Origin of the sequence: Aurantimonas sp. E1-2-R+4 (assembly GCF_036549515.1) — a bacterium.
Lineage (GTDB): Bacteria > Pseudomonadota > Alphaproteobacteria > Rhizobiales > Rhizobiaceae > Aurantimonas > Aurantimonas coralicida_A.
The window spans coordinates 269,116-288,822 of the sequence record NZ_JAZHLK010000001.1; the positions used below are offsets into that span (position 1 = coordinate 269,116).

15 protein-coding genes are annotated in these 19,707 nt (G+C 65.2%); 7 read left to right on the forward strand and 8 right to left on the reverse strand.

Going from position 1 to position 19,707, the window contains the following annotated elements; all coding sequences use genetic code 11:
• Positions 1 to 30: 30 nt before the first annotated feature.
• Positions 31 to 1,440, forward strand: a complete 1,410-nt coding sequence (gene glnA, locus VQ045_RS01270; protein ID WP_327622120.1) for a type I glutamate--ammonia ligase — start codon at positions 31 to 33, stop codon at positions 1,438 to 1,440.
• A gap of 267 nt (positions 1,441 to 1,707) precedes the next feature.
• Here the strand turns inward: glnA and VQ045_RS01275 are convergent, their stop codons facing one another.
• Together VQ045_RS01275 and VQ045_RS01280 are read right to left on the reverse strand one after the other, a co-directional pair.
• Positions 1,708 to 2,310 carry a UbiX family flavin prenyltransferase gene (locus VQ045_RS01275; RefSeq protein ID WP_331828885.1) on the reverse strand — a complete coding sequence of 201 codons (603 nt, stop codon included), beginning with the start codon at positions 2,308 to 2,310 and terminating at the stop codon, positions 1,708 to 1,710.
• Positions 2,307 to 3,833 carry a UbiD family decarboxylase gene (locus VQ045_RS01280; protein ID WP_331828886.1) on the reverse strand — a complete coding sequence of 509 codons (1,527 nt, stop codon included), beginning with the start codon at positions 3,831 to 3,833 and terminating at the stop codon, positions 2,307 to 2,309. Before VQ045_RS01280 ends, VQ045_RS01275 begins: the two co-directional genes overlap by 4 nt.
• 96 nt (positions 3,834 to 3,929) lie before the next feature.
• Between VQ045_RS01280 and ubiT the strand changes: the two genes are divergently transcribed.
• From ubiT to VQ045_RS01305, 5 genes are all read left to right on the forward strand, one after another.
• A complete protein-coding gene (ubiT, locus tag VQ045_RS01285) occupies positions 3,930 to 4,481 on the forward strand; it encodes a ubiquinone anaerobic biosynthesis accessory factor UbiT (protein WP_331828887.1) in 552 nt (183 codons plus the stop codon).
• 11 nt (positions 4,482 to 4,492) lie between these two features.
• Positions 4,493 to 5,470: a ubiquinone anaerobic biosynthesis protein UbiU gene (ubiU, locus tag VQ045_RS01290; protein ID WP_327622268.1), complete on the forward strand. Its 978-nt coding sequence runs from the start codon at positions 4,493 to 4,495 to the stop codon at positions 5,468 to 5,470.
• 31 nt (positions 5,471 to 5,501) lie between these two features.
• The gene (gene ubiV / locus VQ045_RS01295) at positions 5,502 to 6,395 is read left to right on the forward strand and encodes a ubiquinone anaerobic biosynthesis protein UbiV (protein ID WP_327622116.1); all 894 of its coding nucleotides are present in this window, start codon (positions 5,502 to 5,504) and stop codon (positions 6,393 to 6,395) included.
• A gap of 64 nt (positions 6,396 to 6,459) precedes the next feature.
• On the forward strand, positions 6,460 to 6,975 hold the full coding sequence (locus VQ045_RS01300) for a DUF2478 domain-containing protein (protein ID WP_327622115.1): 516 nt from the start codon (positions 6,460 to 6,462) through the stop codon (positions 6,973 to 6,975).
• The gene (locus VQ045_RS01305) at positions 6,975 to 8,246 is read left to right on the forward strand and encodes a molybdopterin molybdotransferase MoeA (RefSeq protein WP_331828888.1); all 1,272 of its coding nucleotides are present in this window, start codon (positions 6,975 to 6,977) and stop codon (positions 8,244 to 8,246) included. Before VQ045_RS01300 ends, VQ045_RS01305 begins: the two co-directional genes overlap by 1 nt.
• A gap of 63 nt (positions 8,247 to 8,309) precedes the next feature.
• On the opposite strand, the gene VQ045_RS01310 is transcribed toward VQ045_RS01305, so the two are convergent.
• From VQ045_RS01310 to VQ045_RS01335, 6 genes are read right to left on the reverse strand one after another with little or no spacing between them, the layout of a single operon-like run.
• Complete coding sequence (locus tag VQ045_RS01310) at positions 8,310 to 9,077, reverse strand: peptidylprolyl isomerase (protein WP_331828889.1); 768 nt, start codon at positions 9,075 to 9,077, stop codon at positions 8,310 to 8,312.
• 23 nt (positions 9,078 to 9,100) lie between these two features.
• Positions 9,101 to 9,808, reverse strand: coding sequence for a respiratory nitrate reductase subunit gamma (gene narI / locus VQ045_RS01315; RefSeq protein WP_331828890.1), 708 nt, complete (start codon positions 9,806 to 9,808; stop codon positions 9,101 to 9,103).
• An 11-nt stretch (positions 9,809 to 9,819) separates the two neighbouring features.
• On the reverse strand, positions 9,820 to 10,524 hold the full coding sequence (gene narJ, locus VQ045_RS01320) for a nitrate reductase molybdenum cofactor assembly chaperone (RefSeq protein ID WP_331828891.1): 705 nt from the start codon (positions 10,522 to 10,524) through the stop codon (positions 9,820 to 9,822).
• Entirely contained in the window at positions 10,521 to 12,041 is a 1,521-nt protein-coding gene (gene narH, locus VQ045_RS01325) for a nitrate reductase subunit beta (protein WP_331828892.1), read from the reverse strand. Before narH ends, narJ begins: the two co-directional genes overlap by 4 nt.
• Positions 12,038 to 15,775, reverse strand: coding sequence for a nitrate reductase subunit alpha (locus tag VQ045_RS01330; protein WP_331828893.1), 3,738 nt, complete (start codon positions 15,773 to 15,775; stop codon positions 12,038 to 12,040). The genes narH and VQ045_RS01330 overlap by 4 nt, the downstream gene beginning before the upstream one ends.
• 17 nt (positions 15,776 to 15,792) lie before the next feature.
• Positions 15,793 to 18,522 carry a nitrate/nitrite transporter gene (locus tag VQ045_RS01335; protein ID WP_327622108.1) on the reverse strand — a complete coding sequence of 910 codons (2,730 nt, stop codon included), beginning with the start codon at positions 18,520 to 18,522 and terminating at the stop codon, positions 15,793 to 15,795.
• 239 nt (positions 18,523 to 18,761) lie between these two features.
• On the opposite strand from VQ045_RS01335, the gene VQ045_RS01340 reads away from it, so the two are divergent.
• The gene (locus VQ045_RS01340; RefSeq protein ID WP_327622107.1) at positions 18,762 to 19,499 is read left to right on the forward strand and encodes a helix-turn-helix domain-containing protein; all 738 of its coding nucleotides are present in this window, start codon (positions 18,762 to 18,764) and stop codon (positions 19,497 to 19,499) included.
• Positions 19,500 to 19,707 lie beyond the last annotated feature (208 nt).

The following is a 19,707-nucleotide window of genomic DNA, read 5'->3' on the forward strand; positions in this document are numbered from 1 at the left end:
TTACATCGTTCAGTAACAGGAAAGACAACCATGACGAGCGCCAACGACATCCTGAAGCAGGTCAAGGACAACGACGTGAAATTCGTCGATCTGCGCTTCACCGATCCGAAGGGCAAGACCCAGCATGTGACGATGGATGTGACCCTCGTCGACGAGGACCTGTTCTCCGAAGGCACGATGTTCGACGGCTCGTCGATCGCCGGCTGGAAGGCGATCAACGAATCCGACATGGTGCTGATGCCGGATCCGGAAACGGCCTACATGGACCCGTTCTTCGCCCAGTCGACCATGGCGATCGTCTGCGACATCCTCGACCCTGTCTCCGGCGAGGCCTACAACCGCGATCCGCGTTCGACGGCGAAGAAGGCAGAAGCCTACCTCACCCAGTCCGGAACCGGCGATACCATCTTCGTCGGTCCGGAGGCGGAGTTCTTCATCTTCGACGACGTGCGCTACAAGGCCGATCCCTATAACACTGGGTTCAAGCTCGACTCGACGGAATTGCCATCGAATGACGACACCGACTACGAGACCGGCAATCTGGGTCACCGTCCGCGCGTCAAGGGCGGCTATTTCCCTGTGCCCCCGATTGATTCCTGCCAGGATATCCGCTCCGAGATGCTGACGGTGATGGCCGAAATGGGCGTTTCGGTCGAAAAGCATCACCATGAGGTGGCGGCCGCGCAGCACGAGCTCGGTATCAAGTTCGACACGCTGACCCGCAACGCCGACAAGATGCAGATCTACAAATACGTCATCCATCAGGTGGCGAACGCCTACGGCAAGACGGCGACCTTCATGCCAAAGCCGGTCTTCGGCGACAACGGCTCGGGCATGCATGTTCACCAGTCGATCTGGAAGGGCGGCAAGCCGACCTTCGCCGGCAATGAATATGCCGGTCTGTCGGAAAGCGCGCTGTTCTACATCGGCGGCATCATCAAGCACGCCAAGGCGCTCAACGCCTTCACCAACCCGTCGACGAATTCGTTCAAGCGGCTCGTCCCGGGCTACGAGGCGCCGGTGCTGCTGGCCTATTCGGCGCGCAACCGCTCGGCATCCTGCCGCATCCCCTTCGGCCAGTCGCCGAAGGCCAAGCGCGTCGAGGTGCGTTTCCCCGATGCGACGGCGAACCCCTATCTCGCCTTCTCGGCCATGCTGATGGCCGGCCTCGACGGCATCAAGAACAAGATCCATCCGGGCGCGGCCATGGACAAGGACCTGTACGACCTGCCGCCGGAGGAGCTGAAAGAGATTCCGACTGTCTGCCGTTCGCTCCGCGAGGCGATGGAAAGCCTCGACGCCGATCGCGACTTCCTGAAAGCCGGCGGCGTCTTCGACGACGACCAGATCAGTTCGTTCATCGACCTGAAGATGGCCGAAGTGCTGCGGTTCGAGATGACGCCGCATCCGGTCGAGTTCGACATGTATTATAGCGTCTAGAATCGGAGCCCTTGGATTGGACGGATAACCGCCTTTTCAAGGGATTGGAGTTGACGGATGGGGTGGAAGGTGGCTCGGAATCTGGGACGTAAAGTCCCTAAGCCGAGCCACTTTTTCTATGCGAACACCGTTCGATAATTACATTCGGCAGCTCGTGCAATTCGAAAGGCAGGCCGCGTAAAACTGAAAACGCTCTGCACCAAAGCGGGGCAAGTCCCATCTTATCGAGTACTTTTTCAGGGCGACCGCTCTTCGCGAACGACGTGATCAAACACCGCCCGGTCTGGACAATGGAGGCCGGCATGCATCGGTCCATTGTCGCGCCATCGGCGGCAGCACACCGAGAAGATCGGCCGCACGCCGGGCGATCTGGTCGATGATCTCGTCTGAGGTTACGGGTTTCAGATAGAAGGCCGGGCTCGGGGGCGCGACGATGGCGCCCATCTCGGTCACCGCGCACATGGCCCGCAAATGGCCGAGATGCAGCGGCGATTCGCGGGCGATCAGCACCAGCCGGCGCCGCTCCTTCAACTGCACGTCGGCGGCGCGGACGAGCAGATTGTCGCTCAGAGAATTCGCGATCGCGCCGAGGCTGCGCATCGAGCAAGGCGCCACGATCATCCCGGCGACGGGATAGGAGCCGGAGGCGACAGTGGCGCCGAGATCGTCGATCGCATGACGTCTGGTGGCGAGGCGGTCGAGCCGGGCCAGCGCATCGGGGCCGACTTCCTCGTTCAGGGTCCGCTCGGCGCCGCGGGTGACGATCAGTTCGACCGACACCGCCGCCGCGCTCAACAGCTCGGCCAGGCGCAGGGCGATCGCCGCGCCGGAGGCGCCGCTGACGCCCAGAATGACAGGGGCGGCGCTCATGCCGGCAGCTCCTTCGATCCGACCAGTCCGAGCCGCTCGCAGAATCGCGCCGCCTCTTCGGCCAGCGGAGCCGGCATATCCAGCACCTTTCCCCATTCGCGCCGGGTCTCGGCGCCGATCTTGTTGGTGGCGTCGATCCCCAGCTTGCCGCCGAGACCCGGCTCGGGCGAGGCGAAGTCGAGATAGTCGATCGGCGTCCGCTCGATCACCATGAGATCGCGCGAGGGGTCCATGCGCGTCGCCAGCGCCCAGGAAATGTCGGACCAGCTTCTGGGATCGATGTCATCGTCCACGACGATGATCGTCTTGGTGTAGGAGAACTGCGCCAGCATTCCCCACAGCGCCATCATCACCCGCCGCGCCTGCCCGGGATAGCGCTTGCGAATCGAGATCACGGCCATGCGATAGGAGCACGCAGCGGGCGGCAGCCACAGATCGACGATTTCGGGAATCTGCCGGCGGATCATGGGCAGCGCCAGCGTGTTGAAGACCTCGCCGATCACCGACGGCTCGTCCGGCGGCCTGCCGGTGAAGGTGGTCAGATACAGCGGGTCGCGGCGCATGGTGATGGCGCTGATCCGCATCACCGGGAACGGCTCGACCGCGTTGTAGTAGCCGGTGTGGTCGCCATAGGGACCTTCCGGCGCCGTCTCGGTCGGCGAAACCCAGCCTTCGAGTACGATCTCGGCCTCGGCGGGCACCATCAGCGGAACCGTGCGCGCCGGGGCCAGCGCCTGGCGTTCGCCGCGCAGCACGCCGGCGAAGCGAAGTTCCGCGATTCCCTCGGGCAGCGGCAGGGCGGCGGCCAGCATCGTGGCCGGATCGGCGCCGATCGCCACCGCTACCGGCATCGCCTCGCCACGCGCCGCCCAGGCCCGGTGGTGCGCGGCGCCGCCACGATGCGCCAGCCAGCGCATGATCGCACGATCGCGGCCGAGCACCTGCATCCGATAAACGCCCATATTGGTCTGGGTGGTGTCGCCGGCTTCCGTTTCCGGTGGACGGGTGATCACCAGCGGCCAGGTGATCAGCGGCGCCGGTTCGCCGGGCCAGCAGGTCTGCACCGGCAGGCGGCCGAGATCGACATCCCTGCCCTCCAGAACCGTATGCTGCACGGGCGCGCGGTTCACCAGACGGGGCCGGGTCGCCAGCGCTGAGCGCAGCATCGGCCAGCGCGAGAATGCGTCGCGCATCCCCTCGACCGGGGCGGGTTCGCGCAGTGCGGCAAGGAGCTCGCCCAGCTCCTCCACTCTGTCGGAGGTCAGCCCCAGGCCCGCCGCCACCCGCTGCTGCGTGCCGAACAGATTGGCGATAACCGGCATTGTCGCGAGGCGTCCCTGGCCATCCGTCGCCGCGTCGAAGCGCAGCGCCGCCCCGCCCTCACGCAAGACATGGCGATGCACCGCCGTCATCTGGTGTTCCAGCGAAACGGGTTCCGCCACCCGTGCCAGGTCGCCCGAGCGGTCAAGGTGGCTGAGGAACTCGCCAAGGTTGGCGAAGGGGGGCAGGTCGCGGATCGGCATCATTCCTCTCGATCCGCCCTGATAGCCTGCCGATCGGTTCGCCGGACTTGATCTCGATCAATGCCGGGAGGAGCGGTCGCGGTTACCTCGAACGGCATGAACGGCGCCAATTCGATCCCTCATTTTCCGTCCGCGGGCGCGCGGTTGCTCGCGCAGCTGCCGCCCGGTCCCTTGTCTCTCATCCTGGGACGCGCCGCGCGCGACATGGCGGAGCATCATCCCGGCCTGTTCACGCGCCTGGGCCCGCATGCACAAAAGCGCTTTCTGATCGACCCAACGGATCTGCCATTTGCCTTTCTGCTCTGTCCCAGGCCCAGCCGGCCCAGCATCGACGCGCTGAGCCGTTCGGCCCCGTGCCACTGGGACTGCCGGATCGCTGGACCGCTGGCCGCGCTTCTCGGCATGATCCATGGCGCCTATGACGGCGACGCGCTGTTTTTCTCGCGCGACATTGCCGTGGAGGGCGACACCGAGGCCGCGCTGGCACTGCGCAACGCGACCGACGATGCCGAGATCGACCTGTTCGAGGCGGTCGCGGGAAGTCTCGGCGCGCCGGGTCGCGCGGTGGGGCGGCGGTTGCGTCCGCTGGCGCGGGTGGCGGAACGGATCACCGGGGTCGCGCTGATGCGGCCGGAGATGAACGCGTGAGCGGGCCGGCGCTGGAACTAGTCTGCCCGGCCGGTACGCCCGCGGCGTTGCGCGCGGCCGTCGACGCGGGTGCGCACACGATCTATTGCGGCTTCGCCGACGAGACCAATGCCCGCAATTTTCCCGGACTGAATTTTTCGCGTGACGAGATGGCCGCCGGTGCCGCCTACGCCCACAAGGCGGGCGCCAAGCTCTTGATCGCGATCAATACATTTCCCCGCGCCGGTGCGGAGGATTTCTGGCACCGCGCCGTCGACGACGCCGAGTCCGCCGGCGCCGACGCGGTGATCATGGCCGATCTCGGCCTGCTCGCCTATGCCGCCGAACACCGGCCGGCGCTCCGGCGTCATCTCTCGGTGCAGGCGGCGGCCGCCAATGCCGATGCGATCATGTTCTACGCCGAGGCATTCGACGTGAAGCGGGTCGTGCTGCCCCGGGTGCTGAGCGTCGAGGAGATCGCCGCGATCAACCGCGACATCGACGTCGAGACCGAAGTCTTCGTCTTCGGCGGGCTTTGCGTGATGGCCGAGGGGCGCTGCTCGCTGTCCTCCTACGCCACCGGCCGTTCGCCCAATATGAATGGCGTCTGCTCGCCCGCCAGTCACGTCGTCTATGGCGAGGAGCAGGAGGAACTGGTCTCGCGCCTCGGCGGCTTCACCATTCACAAGGTCGCCAAGGATGCGCCGGCCCCCTACCCGACGCTGTGCAAGGGATGCTTTTCGGCGGGGGGGCATACCGGTCATGTCTTCGAGGACCCGATCAGCCTCGACGCCGCCGAACTGATCCCCAGGCTGGCCGAGGCCGGGGTGACGGCGCTGAAGATCGAGGGCCGCCAACGCAGCCGCGCCTATGTCTCGGCGGTGGTGAAGAGCTTCCGCCGGGCCACCGACGCGATCGCCGCCGGGCAACCGGTGCCGGTTAGCGAGTTGGCGCATCTGACCGAGGGGCAGGCGAGCACGCTCGGCGCCTATCGCAAGATCTGGCGCTGAACATGGGCGCCATGAGCAAGGGAGCGCGACGATGCGCCTGACACTGGGCCCGGTTCTCTACAACTGGCCGGCGGATGATTGGTCTGACTTTTATGCGCGGATTGCCGACGAGGCGCCGGTCGATCGAGTGGTGGTCGGCGAGGTCGTCTGTTCCAAACGCCTGCCCTTCTACCAGAACCGCATCCCGGAGGTGGTCGAGCGGCTGCAGCGCGGCGGCAAGGAGGTCGTTCTCGCCTCGCTCGGGCTGGTCACTCTGCGGCGCGAGCGAAGGATGTTGGCTGAATTGGTCGAGTCCGGCCTGCCGGTCGAGGTCAACGACCTGACGGCGTTGCGCCATCTCGCGCCGGGCACGCCCTTCACGGTGGGCCCGTTGGTCAATGTCTACAATAGGGGCACGCTGGGCTTCCTCGCCAGGCGGGGAGGAATCTCGTTCTGCCTGCCCCCCGAGCTCGCCTTCTCGTCCGTCGCGACGCTGGCGGCTACCGGGGCAGGATTTGGCGTCGACATCGAGGTCTGGGCGTTCGGGCGGCTGCCGCTGGCGCTCTCGGCGCGCTGTTACCATGCCCGCCTTGCCGGCCTGGCCAAAGACTCCTGTCAGTTCGTCTGCGAGCAAGACCCGGACGGGCTGCCGGTCGAAACCCTCGACGGACAACCCTTCCTTGCGATCAACGGAGTCCAGACGGTCTCCGAGCGCTGGGCCAACCTCGCAGGCGATCTGGCGCCGCTGGCCGAAGCCGGCGTCGGCGCGCTGCGGCTTTCGCCCCATACCGGCGACATGGTGGAAGTCGCGCGTCTGTTTCGGGCAGCGGCCGACGACCGGATCGCCCCGGACGAAGCGCTTGCCGAACTCGCAGCTTTGGCACCGGAACGGCGCTTCGCCAACGGCTTCCTGTTCGGACAATCCGGCGCGGAGTGGACCCATTGAACCGGATGAATAACCGCGACGCCGCCGCTCCTAGGGCGAATTCTATGCTGCGAAAGGAAAATCGATGCTGATTGCCGCCGTACACTCCAGTGAGCCGGGCCGTCTCGACGCGGTCATGAGCGAGGTTGCCGAGACGCTGCTGTCGCAAGGCCTGCGGCTGGCCGGGGTGGTCCAGACCAACTGCGTCAATCCGGACCGGCATAAGTGCGACATGGACGTGCGGGTGCTGCCCGACGGCCCCCTGATCCGCATCAGCCAGGATCTGGGGACCGCCTCGCGCGGCTGCCGCCTCGACCCGGCGGCGCTCGAAGAGGCGGTTGCGCTGGTCGGCCCGCGCCTGGCGGCCGGGGCGGATCTGCTGATCCTCAACAAATTCGGCAAGCACGAGGCCGACGGGCACGGGTTTCGGGACCTGATCGCCGAGGCGCTGGCCGCCGGAGTCCCGGTCCTCACCGGCATCAACGGGCTCAACCGCCCTGCCTTCGAGGCCTTTACCGACGGCATGGCCGAGGTCCTCCCCGCCGACCCCTCGGCCCTGTTGGCCTGGGTGCGCGCGGCCCGCCTGTCAAAGGTGGCGTGATGACGTCCCGGTCGCCGGGGATTTCGGTCCGGCGCGAGCCGGACTGCGGCTGCGAGGCGGCCGCGGATTTGATCTCCGTCGATCGGGCGTTAGCGATAGTGGCGGATCTGGCGCGACCGGTCGCGGACTGCGAGACGCTGCCGCTCGGCGCGGCGACGGGCCGGGTGCTGGCCGGGGCCGTGCATGCCGCCGCCGATGCGCCGGGCTTCGACGCATCGGCGATGGATGGCTATGCGCTGCGTGCCGACGGGTTGCGCGGTGACGGCCCCTGGATGCTGCCGGTCGGCTCCCGGATCGCGGCCGGCCAGACGGCTGGCCCCCTGCCTCACGGCCAGGCCGCGCGCATCTTCACCGGCGCGCCACTGCCCGAAGGAGCGGACACTGTCGTGATGCAGGAGGCGGTGACGCGGCGGGACGACCTGATCGTGATCGCGACACGGCCGGCTCCGGGACAGAATATTCGCCGACGCGGCCAGGACATGGTGCGCGGCATCGAGGTGCTGCCCGCCGGCCGCCAACTGGGACCGCGCGACATCGCCGCAGCGGCGGCGGCCGGAGCCGGTCATCTGTCGGTCCGGCGCAGGCTACGAGTAACGCTGCTCAGCAACGGCGCCGAACTGGCCGAGCCGGGCGAGACCCTGGACAAGGGCCAGATCTGGAACGTCAACCGCGCCATGCTGGCCGCTCAGATGGCCGGTCCCGGGCTCGACCTGACGGATGGCGGCATCATTCGCGACGATCGCCGGGCCTTCACCAAGGCGCTGATCGCCGCAAGTCGCGGCGCCGACCTCGTCGTCACGTCCGGCGGCGCGTCGGTCGGCGAGGAGGATCATCTGCCGCCCGCGCTGGCCGAGGCCGGGGCCACGATCCATCTGCGCAAGGTCGCGATGAAACCGGGCAAGCCACTGACGATCGCAAGTATCGGCCAGGCTCTCGTGCTCGGTCTGCCGGGCAACCCTGTGGCGGCCTTCGTCAGCTGGCATGTTTTCGGCCGAACGATCGTCGCGGGACTGAGCGGCGCCGAGCATCGCCCCCGCCGCCTGATGGCGCGCTTGTCCGAGGGCCTCAGCCGCCGACCCGGGCGCCGCGAGTTCCGCCCCGTCCGCTGGGTGGGCACGGGCCTTGACGGCCTGCCGGTTCTCAAGCCCGGTCCGGCGGAGTTCTCTGCCCGCTTGGCCGAACTGGCGCGCGCCGACGGGCTGGCCGACATCCCGGCCGATATCGACAGCCTCGCGGCCGGCGATCTCGTGGCGTTTATTCCCTTCGGCTGAGCATCCGCTCGCCGTCCTCCGACGACCCGGCGACGCAACGTCCCCGGGTCCGCCGGCCGCCTGTCAGGCGGCGACCAGCGCGATGCCGGTCACCTCGGCGTCACCGACCAAGGCCGCCGTGAAATCACGCGCGGCCTTCGCCCAGGCGACTTTTTCCAGCATGTCGCGGATACGCGGCGCCACGGCCTCGAACGGCAGAACCGCACCTTCGGCGCGCGCATCCAACCGGATGATGTGCAGCCCGTAACGCGATGCCACCGGTTCTGGCGCGATCGCGCCTTCGGCGAGCGCATCGAGCGCCGCTTCGAACTCGGGTACGGTGTCGCCGCTGATCAGCTGTCCCAGCCTTCCACCAGTGTCGCGCGAGGAACAGGCACTGTGCTCGCGGGCCAGACGATCAAACGCGCGCGGATCCCGCCGCACCTCGGTCAGCACGGCAGCTGCTTCGATCCGGGCCTTGGCCAAGGCCGCCGCGTCGCCCGGTCTGACCGGGAACAGGATGTGCGCCGCCTCATAGAGCGTCGGCGCGCGCCAGCGTTCCGGCGAAGCGTCATAGGCGGCACGCAGATCGGCTTCCCGCGGCGCGGCCGGATCGACCGCGGCGTCCAGCACCTGCCGGATCAGGGCCTCGTCGTCGGTCTCCACCCGACCCTCGGCCACTTCTTGCGGGTCGGGGGCAAGCCCGCGTCGCCGTGCCTCCTGCAGCAGGAGCGCGCGGATCGCCAAGGCCCGCGCGGCGGCGGTCCAGGCCTGTCCGGGCTTCGATTTGGGCGTCGGATGATTCTGCGCCTCGGACGCGATCACCTTGGTCGGGATCGTCTCGCCGTTCACGACCACTTCGCTGAAGAGAGATGTCATGATGTCCGCTCCACCGGATGATTGACGGCCCGCTTTCTGGTCCGCACGATCTGATAACCGGGCCGCCAGAGATACCGGACCGGAGCTGACAGCATGTGCACGAGCCGCGTGAACGGGAACAGCAGGAAGATCGTCAGGCCGAGCACGATATGCAGCTTGAAGATCAGGCTGCTGTCGGCGATGAGATCGGCGGCGCCCGCGCGGAAGGTGAAGATGCCCTGGGCCCAGGCCATGAACCGGGTCATCTCCTCGCCGTCGAGATGCTGGAGCGAGACTAATATGGTGGCGATCCCCAACACCAGCTGCGCCATCAGCAACACCAGAATACCGGTGTCGGCAAAGGTCGAGCTGGCGCGGATACGCGGGTCGTTCAGCCGCCGCATCAGAAGGATCGTCCCGCCCACCAGCGCCATGATTCCGGCGATGCCGCCGAAGATGATCGCCAGCAACTGTTTGGCGCCGTGGCTGACGCCGAGCGCGTCGAAGATCCAGATCGGGGTCAGAAGGCCCACGAAATGGCCCGCGAAAATGACCAGGACGCCGACATGGAACAGTACGGACCCGATGATGAACTGATGCCGTCGCAGCAACTGCGAGGACGACGATTTCCAGGTGAACGGGTCACGCTCGTAACGGACCACCGATCCGATCAGCAGGACCGATAGTGCGATGTAGGGGTAAATTCCAAACAGGAAGTTGTTCATTCCGACCTCCGTCAGTTGCCTGCCCCGGCTCGCGCCGGGTTGAGGGGTGTGTCCATCGCGGCCAGAATGTCGCGCGATACGGGGCAGCCCGCGTTGGGATCGGGCGCGAAGGTGACCTGCGCCTCTTCCCAGACCGCGTCGAGCGCCGCCAGATCCTCGGGGTCGTCGTCCTTTTGCGACAAGAGCGCCGCCGCGACCCCGGTGTCGGCCCCTGCCTGGCCCATATCGGCCAGCGCGACCAATATCGCGGCATAGGGCGTCTCGCGCCGGGTCAGGCGTTCGGCGAGCGCCGCCAGGATCGGTCCGGCGTCGGCCAGGATCTCGCGCGCCTCCGCCAGGAGCCGGGTCGAGAGGAATTCCAGCAGCACCGGCAGGTGATCCGGCAGTTCCGGCCCGACCAGGTCAAAGCCCCCTGCCCGGTAGGTTTCCAGGAGATCCACCATCGCGCCGCCGCGATCGCGGCTTTCCCCGTGGACATGCTCGAACAGATTGAGCGACAGGGTTCGCGAGCGGTCGAACAGCAGGACATAAGCCTCCTGCAATTCGATGATGTCGCCCTCGGCGAGACGCTGCAGCAGGGGCTTCAGGGCCTCGATCCGAGGCGGCGGCAGCACCGCCTCCTCGGTCAGGACGGCGCGGATGTCCGGGATCGCCGCCTGCAGCTCGCTCGAGGGATACGTCAGCAGCGCGGAAAGCGCTTTGAACGTCCGGGTCATGACCAGCCCTCCGCCGGGGTTATGTGCTTGCGGCCGCCGAACAGAGTGCCCTTCGACACCCCCGACGAGCAGCCGTTGCCATCGGTAAAGCCGCAGCCGCCACGCAAATCATAGGCATCCTCGACCACCTCGCGGTGGGTTGTGGGAATGACGAAGCGATCCTCGTAATTGGCGATCGCCATGATCTGATACATCTCGTCGATCTGATGCGGGGTCAGGCCGACGCGCTTGGCAACGCCGAGGTTGATCACGCCGTCGACCGTTTTCGAACGCATGTAGGACCGCATCGCGAGCATGCGCTCCAGTGCCGAAACGACCGGCGCCTCGTCGCCCGCCGTCAGCATGTTGGCGAGGTATTTCACCGGGATACGCAGCGACTTCACGTCGGGCATGTCACCGTCCGCGGCGATCTGGCCGGCCTCGGCGGCGTTCTGAATCGGGCTGAGCGGCGGAATGTACCAGACCATCGGCAAGGTCCGGTATTCGGGGTGCAGCGGAAAGGCGATCTTCCATTCCATCGCCATCTTCCAGATCGGCGATTTGCGGGCCGCCACGATCCAGTCCTCGGGCACGCCCTCGGCCCTTGCCGCGGCGATCACCTCGGGGTCGTTCGGGTCCAGGAACACGCCGAGCTGCGCATCGTAAAGATCCTGGTCGCTCTCGACCGAGGCGGCCTCGGCGATCTTGTCGGCGTCATAGAGCATCACGCCGATGTAGCGGATGCGCCCCACGCAGGTTTCCGAGCAGACCGTTGGAAGGCCGGATTCCAGACGCGGATAGCACAGCGTGCACTTCTCCGACTTCCCCGTCGACCAGTTGTAATAGATCTTCTTGTAGGGACAGGCCGACACGCACATCCGCCAACCGCGGCACTTCTCCTGGTCGATCAGCACCACGCCGTCTTCCTCGCGCTTGTAGATCGCGCCCGAGGGGCAGGCCGAGGCACAAGCCGGGTTGAGGCAATGCTCGCACAGCCGCGGCAGGTACATCATGAAGGTATTTTCGTACTGGCCGTAGATTTCCTTCTGGATGCCCTCGAAGTTGTAATCCTTCGATCGCTTGGCGAACTCGCCGCCGAGGATCTCCTCCCAGTTCGGACCCCATTCGATCTTCTCCATCCGCTCGCCGGTCAGCTTCGAGCGCGGCCGCGCGGTCGGGAACGCCTCCATCTCGGGCGCCGACTTCAAATGGTCATAGTCGAAATCGAAGGGCTCGTAGTAATCGTCGATCTCGGGCAGGTCCGGATTGGCGAAAATATTGGCGAGGATGCGCCACTTGGCGCCTTGCTTGGGCCGCAGCTTGCCGCCCTTGGTGCGTTCCCAGCCGCCGTTCCAGCGTTTCTGGTTCTCCCAATCCTTCGGATAGCCGATCCCGGGCTTGGTCTCGACATTGTTGAACCAGGCGTATTCGACGCCGTCGCGGCTGGTCCAGACGTTCTTGCAAGTGACAGAGCAGGTGTGACACCCGATGCATTTATCGAGATTCAGCACCATGCCGATTTGCGCGCGAACTTTCATTCCGCTGCCTCCGCTGACGCGACCGGCGTATCCAGCCAATCGACCTTTTCCATCTTGCGCACGATCACGAACTCGTCTCGGTTCGACCCGACGGTGCCGTAGTAGTTGAAGCCGTAGCTCAACTGGGCATAGCCGCCGATCATGTGCGTCGGCTTCAGAACCGTCCGCGTGACCGAGTTATGGATACCGCCGCGCTTGCCGGTGATCTGGCTGCCGGGGGTATTCACGATCTTTTCCTGCGCGTGATACATGAACAGCGTGCCTTCCTTGATGCGCTGCGAAACAACCGCCCGCGCCGTCAGCACGCCGTTCGCGTTGAAGACTTCGACCCAGTCGTTGTCGACCAGCCCTGCCTTCGCCGCGTCCACCTCCGATATCCACACCACCGGGCCGCCGCGGTTCAGCGTCAGCATCAGGAGATTGTCGGTGTAGGTCGAATGGATGCCCCATTTCTGGTGCGGGGTGATGAAGTTCAAAACGACATGCTTGTCGTTGCCCGCCTGCCCTATCGCCGGCGCGATGGTCTTCAGATCCACCGGCGGCCGCCAGGTCACGAAGGCTTCGCCAAAGGCGCGCATCCACTCGTGGTCCTGGTAAAGCTGCTGGCGGCCAGACAGCGTGCGCCAAGGGATCAGTTCGTGGACGTTGGTGTAGCCGGCGTTGTAGCAGACGTCCTCGCTTTCGATCCCGGACCATGTGGGCGACGAGATGATCTTGCGCGGCTGCGCGGCGATGTCTCGGAAGCGGATTTTCTCGTCCTGCTTGGGCCTTGCCAGATGGGTGTGTTCGCGCCCGGTGATCTTCTCCAGCGCCTCCCAGGCCTTGACCGCCACCTCGCCGTTGGTTTCCGGCGCCAGCATCAGGATGACCTCGCAAGCATCGATCGCGGTGTCGATCCTGGCCATGCCCATGGTCACGCCCTCGTCGGTAACGCGGCCATTGAGATCGCGAAGGTGATGCACCTCGGTCTTGGTGTCCCAGGCGATGCCCTTGCCGCCGTTGCCGACCTTCTCCATCAACGGCCCAACCGCGGTAAAGCGCTTGTAGAGGTTGGGATAATCCCGCTCCACCGCGATGTAGTTCGGCGCGGTCTTGCCGGGAATCAGCTCGCATTCGCCGGCCTTCCAGTCGGCCACGACCGATTGGGCCAGCTCGCCGGGGCTGTCGTGCTGCATCGGCAGCGCGACCACGTCGGTTTCCACTCCCAACACCTCGGGCGCGATTTCGGAGAACTTCCTGGCCAAGGCCTTGAAGATCTCCCAGTCCGATTTCGATTCGTAAGCCGGGTCCACGGCCGCCTGCAGCGGGTGGATGAAGGGGTGCATGTCGGACGTGTTGAGGTCGTCCTTTTCGTACCAACTGGCTGTGGGCAGGACGATGTCGGAATAGACGCATGTGGTCGACATGCGGAAATCCAGCGTCACCAGAAGATCGAGTTTTCCTTCGGGCGCCTGATCGTGCCACTTGGCCTCGATCGGCTTGACCCTGCCTTCCTCGCCCAGATCCTTGCCGAGGACGCCGTGATCGGTGCCCAGAAGATGGCGCAGGAAATATTCATGTCCCTTGCCCGACGACCCCAAAAGGTTCGAGCGCCAGACAAACAGGTTGCGCGGCCAGTTTTCCGGTGCATCCGGGTCTTCGCAGGACATTTCCAGCGCGCCTGACTTCAGCCCTTCGGCCACGTATTCCGGCGCCGTCTTGCCCGATGCCTTGGCGGCGCGGCCAACCTCCAGCGGGTTGGTCTTCAGTTGCGGCGCAGAGGGCAGCCAGCCCATGCGTTCGGCCTGGATGTTGTAGTCGATCAGGCTGCGCTCGGCCCAATTGCCCGCCGGTGCGGTCGGCGACAGAATCTCCCCCGCCGTGACGGTTTCGTAGCGCCACTGGTCGGTGTGCGCGTACCAGGCCGATGTCGAGTTCATGTGCCGGGGTGGGCGTGCCCAGTCCAGCGCGAAGGCGAGCGCTGTCCAGCCGGTTTGCGGACGGAGCTTTTCCTGGCCCACATAGTGCGACCAGCCGCCACCCGACTGACCGACGCAACCACACATCACCAACATGTTGATGATGCCGCGATAGGCCATGTCCATATGGTACCAGTGGTTCAGGCCAGCGCCCAGAATGACCATCGACTTGCCGTTGGTCTTTTCGGCATTGGTGGCGAATTCACGCGCCACGGCGACGATCCGGTCGCGCTTGACCCCGGTAATCTTCTCGGCCCAGGCCGGCGTAAACGGCACATCGGCGTCGAAAGAAGTGGCGACATGTTTGCCGCCCAGCCCACGGTCGAGGCTGTAATTGGCGCAGAACAGGTCGAACACCGTCGTCACCAGCGCCTCGCCATCCTTCAGCTTCAGGCGGCGGACTGGAACGTTGCGGGTCAGCACCTCGGGGTGATCGCATTTGGTGAAATGCTCGGTTGCCTCGCCGCCGAAATAGGGAAAATCGACACCGACCACATCGTCGCGATCCTCCTCGAGGACCAACGTCGTCTTCAGGTCGATCGCCTTTCCGCCCGCGTTCTCCTCAAGGTTCCAATGCCCGCTTTGCCCCCAGCGGAAGCCGATCGAGCCATTGGGGACGACGACAGCGCCAGTGTTGCTGTCGATCCCGACCGTCTTCCAGTCGGGGTTGTTGGATTCGCCCAGCGCATCGGTGAAATCGGCGGCGCGCAGCATCCGGCCCGCAACGTAGCCTCCGTCCTTCTTGTCCAGCCGTACCAGCAGCGGGAAATCGGAATATTTGCGGGTGTAATCCTCGAAATACGGCACTTGCCGGTCGAGATGATATTCACGCAGGATGACGTGGCCAAACGCCATTGCCAGCGCGGCGTCGGTGCCAGCCTGCGGGTTTAGCCAGATGTCGCCGAACTTGGCGGCCTCGCTGTAATCCGGGCTGACCACGGCGGATTTGGTGCCCCGATAGCGCGCCTCGGTATAGAAATGCGCGTCCGGCGTGCGGGTTTGCGGCACGTTCGATCCCCAAAGGATCAGGAAGCCGGAATTGTACCAGTCGGCGCTTTCCGGCACGTCAGTCTGCTCACCCCAGGTCTGCGGGCTGGCGGGCGGCAGGTCGCAATACCAGTCGTAGAACGACATGCAGGTGCCACCCATCAGGCTGAGGTAGCGCGAGCCCGCCGCGTAGCTGACCATCGACATCGCGGGGATCGGCGAGAAACCGAAGACGCGGTCGGGTCCGTAGATCTTGGTGGTGTAGGCATTGGCCGCCGCGACGATCTCGGTGACCTCGTCCCAGCTGGCGCGAACGAATCCGCCCTTGCCGCGGGTCTTGGTGTAGCTGCCCCGCTTGGCCGGATCGGCCTGGATCGCCTTCCACGCCTCGATCGGGCTCATCGTGGCGCGCAATTCGCGCCACAGCCGCATCAGCCGCCCCCGCACCAAGGGCGTCTTCACCCGATTGGCCGAATACAGATACCAGCTGTAGCTGGCCCCCCGCGCGCAGCCGCGCGGCTCGTGGTTGGGCATGTCGGGCCGGGTCCGCGGATAATCGGTCTGCTGGGTCTCCCAAGTCACGATCCCGGACTTGACGTAGATCTTCCACGAACAGGACCCGGTGCAGTTCACCCCGTGGGTCGAGCGCACGATCTTGTCGTGCCGCCAACGGTTGCGGTAGGTTTCCTCCCAGTCCCGGCTTTCCACCGTGGTCTGGCCGTGACCATCGGCGAAGGTGTCCTGTCGCGTGGACTTGAGGAAATTCAGTCGGTCGAGAAGATGGCTCATCTTGCTCTCCTTTCAGGTCAGACTGCGGAGATGGCGGGCGAGGAACGGCCGGCGCGCTCGGTTGCGGCCAGGAGGCCGCCCCGCCGGGTGTAGTAAAACCAGGTCAGCACGACGCAGATCACGTAGAAGCCGAGGAACCCCCAGAGCGCCGCCACCGGCCCGCCGGTCATGGCGATCGAGGTGCCGTAGGCTTTCGGGATGAAGAAGGCGCCATAGGCCGCGATGGCGCTGGTAAAGGCGATGATCGCCGCGCTTTCACGCTCCGCCTGCTTGCGCAGCGCGCCCCCGTCCAGCTCCGGCATCAGACGCGGGATTTCGCGCCCCATGATCGCGGGGATCATCTGGAATGTGGAGGCGTTGCCGACCCCGGTCAGGAAGAACAGCGTCATGAACGAAGCGAAGAAGCCCCAGAACGCGCCCGGCTGTTCCTTGATACCGAGGAAGAAGATCACCCCGAACACCGCCACGATCATCCCCAGGAACGTCCAGAAGGTGACCCGGCCGCCGCCGTATTTGTCGGAGATCCAGCCCGTGCCGGCGCGCGACAGCGCCCCGACCAACGGCCCGAGGAATACGAACTGCAGCGCGTTCACGTCTGGGAACTGAAGCTTGGTGAGCAGCGGGAAACCAGCGGAATAGCCGATGAAGCTGCCGAAAGTGCCGGTGTAAAGCACGCACATGATCCAGTTGTGCTTGCGGCTGAAGATGATCGCCTGCTCCTTGAAGCTGGCCTTGGCGTCGGCGATGTCGTTCATCCCGACCCAGGCAGCGATGGTGGCCGCGATGATGAACGGCACCCAGACGAAGCCGGCGTTCTGCATCCAAAGCTGGCCGCCATCCGACATGGTCTGCGGCTGACCGCCCAACGCGCCGAAGACACCGGCGGTGATGACGAGCGGCACCAGGAACTGCATGACGGAGACGCCGAGATTGCCGAGGCCCGCGTTCAGCGCCAGCGCGTTGCCCTTTTCCGCCTTCGGGTAGAAGAATGCGATATTGGCCATCGACGAGGCGAAGTTGCCGCCGCCGAAGCCGCACAGCAGCGCCAGAACCAGGAAGATCAGGTAAGGCGTATCGGGATTTTGCACCGCATAGCCGATGCCCATGGCCGGTAGCAGCAGCGAGGCGGTGGAAAGGGTCGTCCACAGCCTGCCGCCGAAGATCGGCACCATGAAGCTGTAGAAGATGCGCAAGGTTGCACCGGAAAGCCCCGGCAGCGCCGCCAGCCAGAACAGCTCGCCCGGCGTGAAGTCGAAGCCGATCGCCGGCAGACGCGCCACAACCACCGACCACACCATCCAGACCGAGAAGGCCAGAAGCAGTGCCGGGATCGAGATCCAGAGATTCCGGCGCGCGATGCGGCGGCCTTTGTCCTCCCAGAAGCTCTTGTCCTCGGGGCTCCACTCTTCCAGCGTGTGCGCATCCTGCGAGGCGTCCGAGACCGGCATCCCCAGCATTTCGGGTAGTTGCGGCAAATGGTTCAGGACTGCGCCCTGCTCCGTCCGCTCCATCACGCGGATCGCCATGTGCATCCAGAGCAGCGAAACGCCCACCAGCAGGAACAGCAGCGCAAAGGCCGAGGTATAGATGCCAGTCAAGTCCAGCGCTGCGCCGAATATGATCGGCAGGATGAACCCCCCAAGGCCGCCGATCATGCCCACCAGCCCGCCGACAGCGCCGACATGCTTGGGGTAATAGGCCGGGATGTGCTTGAATACCGCCGCCTTACCGAGGCTCATGAAGAAGCCGAGCGCGAACAGGATTAAGACGAAAGGCCAGAAGTCCAGCTGGGTCGAAAAGGCGATCGGGCCGTCCTTGCCCTGGATCACATAGTCTGTTGCCGGATAGGACAGCATGAACAGCAAGATGGTGGAAAACCCGAGGCTCCAATACATCACCGCCCGGGCGCCGAAACGGTCCGACAACGCTCCGCCATAGGCCCGGAACAGGGATCCCGAAAGCCCGAAGGCCGCGACCGCCATGCCAGCCATGCGGATGTCAACGTCGTAGACATCCATCAGGTAATGCGGCGTCCAGAGCGCGATTGCGACAAAGCCGCCGAACACGAAGAAGTAGTAGAGCGAGAAGCGCCAGACCTGCAGGTTCTTCAGGGGCGCGAACTGTTCGGCCAGCGAGGGTGGCCGCGCGCCGCTTTTGCGGCGGGCCACGAGTTCCGGGTCATCCTTGGCAAACAGGAAGAACACGACCGCCATCAGCGCCAGGGCAGCGGCCCAGACATGGGCGACCCCGTGCCAGCCATAGGCGACCATCACGAAGGGCGCGACGAATGTGGTGACCGCCGAGCCGACGTTGCCGGCGCCGAATATCCCCAGAGCTGTGCCCTGCCTGCCCGCGCCATACCAGCGCGAGACATAGGCGACGCCGATGATGAACGATCCGCCGGCCAGGCCGATGCCCAGCGCGGCGACGAGATACATCGTATAGGTAGACGCCCAGGTCAGCATCCATGTCGCCGCCGCCGTCAGCAGCATCTGCGTCGTGAAGACAGCGCGGCCGCCGTATTTCTCGGTCCAGACACCGAGGATTAGCCGGGTAAGCGATCCAGTCAGAATGGGCGTGGCGACCAGCAAGCCGAACTCGAACTCGTTGAGCCCCAGCTCGGCCTTTATCTCGACGCCGATGATTGAAAAGATCGTCCAGACCGCGAAGCAGGCCGTGAAGGCGATCGTGCTCAGCCCCAGCGCTCGTGTGCGCTCGGCATCCGAGACGTGTGCCTGCTCCATCATGATCTATCTCCGCTTCCGACGCGTTTCGTCGCGCCGGAGTGGGACGGAAGAAGCCGCCGCGACTTGACCGAGATCAAACCGCAGCGGCCGGCGAGAGCAATCGAACCAGATTTGATGATAGGCGCCGCAATGACCTGGGTTTGTCAGGCGTCAGGGATTGATATTGCCTATATCCACTAGACTGATGTCTGTTCATCAATTACCAAATATCAAGCGAACTGTCGGAGATGAGTTGATTCATGCGTGAAACGGTCCTTCCGGCGATCCGCCGCCTTCCGCTGTTTCGATCGATGGCGGAGGAGAATTTTCTCGCCCTGACGCGCGCGGCGTACGATCAGACCTTTCCGCCCCAGATCCAGCTGATCGACGAGGGCGAGTCTGCCGATTTTCTCCACATCGTCGTGGAGGGCTCGATCGAGCTCTTCGCGGGCTGGCAGGAGCGTGAAACCACGCTGGCGGTGGTGCGGCCGCGTTCGACCTTCATCCTCGCCGCCTGCATGCGAGACGCGCCTTACCTGATGTCGGCGCGCACACTGGAGAAAACCCGCCTCATCCTGGTGCCCAGCAGCGATGTGCGAACCATCTTCCGCACCGATGGCGAATTTGCGTTGGCCACCATCGCCGAGCTTTCGGCCGGTTACCGCGGCATGGTCCGGCATGCCAAGGATCTCAAGCTGCGCAGCGCACGCGAGAGGTTGGCCGCTTACCTTCTGTGTCAAGCCGGGGCCGCCGGCGACAGAGCAAGCTTTGTCCTACCCATGGAAAAGCGGGTGCTCGCCTCGTTCCTCGGGATGACGCCCGAGAGTCTCTCACGAGCGATGAAATCGCTGCAGACAGATGGCGCCGTGGCCGACGGTCAGCGGGTCATCATCACGGACCGCCCTGCACTGGAGGCGCTGGCGAAGCCCACTTCGCTCATCGACGGGCCGGATTGCGATGGCTTGCAAGGCGACGGGGCAGCCGTGGACGTATCGTGATCACGCGGGCCTGAGACCGCCACGCGGCCGCGACGGCCGTCTGGCGTTTCGTCCCGTCGTCGGCATTCTTTCGTTTCCTGCTCGACCGTCGCTGCCGGACTTCACACGACGGTGCAAGCGGATGTCGGCACCATGGAGAAAGGGACGCCGTTCCGCATCCTTTGTTTTGGAGTGTGTGGCGCCCGAGCACACGTGCCGCGCCGCCGGT

Bases quoted from the DNA above. Each gene is read 5' to 3' on its own strand.
- VQ045_RS01340 (WP_327622107.1), top strand. From the start codon at position 18,762: ATGCGTGAAACGGTCCTTCCGGCGATCCGCCGCCTTCCGCTGTTTCGA.
- VQ045_RS01275 (WP_331828885.1), bottom strand. From the start codon at position 2,310: ATGAGCGCCGCCCCTGTCATTCTGGGCGTCAGCGGCGCCTCCGGCGCG.
- VQ045_RS01330 (WP_331828893.1), bottom strand. From the start codon at position 15,775: ATGAGCCATCTTCTCGACCGACTGAATTTCCTCAAGTCCACGCGACAG.
- glnA (WP_327622120.1), top strand. From the start codon at position 31: ATGACGAGCGCCAACGACATCCTGAAGCAGGTCAAGGACAACGACGTG.
- ubiT (WP_331828887.1), top strand. From the start codon at position 3,930: ATGAACGGCGCCAATTCGATCCCTCATTTTCCGTCCGCGGGCGCGCGG.
- VQ045_RS01280 (WP_331828886.1), bottom strand. From the start codon at position 3,833: ATGCCGATCCGCGACCTGCCCCCCTTCGCCAACCTTGGCGAGTTCCTC.
- narI (WP_331828890.1), bottom strand. From the start codon at position 9,808: ATGAACAACTTCCTGTTTGGAATTTACCCCTACATCGCACTATCGGTC.
- ubiV (WP_327622116.1), top strand. From the start codon at position 5,502: ATGCGCCTGACACTGGGCCCGGTTCTCTACAACTGGCCGGCGGATGAT.
- narH (WP_331828892.1), bottom strand. From the start codon at position 12,041: ATGAAAGTTCGCGCGCAAATCGGCATGGTGCTGAATCTCGATAAATGC.
- VQ045_RS01335 (WP_327622108.1), bottom strand. From the start codon at position 18,522: ATGATGGAGCAGGCACACGTCTCGGATGCCGAGCGCACACGAGCGCTG.
- VQ045_RS01305 (WP_331828888.1), top strand. From the start codon at position 6,975: ATGACGTCCCGGTCGCCGGGGATTTCGGTCCGGCGCGAGCCGGACTGC.
- narJ (WP_331828891.1), bottom strand. From the start codon at position 10,524: ATGACCCGGACGTTCAAAGCGCTTTCCGCGCTGCTGACGTATCCCTCG.
- VQ045_RS01300 (WP_327622115.1), top strand. From the start codon at position 6,460: ATGCTGATTGCCGCCGTACACTCCAGTGAGCCGGGCCGTCTCGACGCG.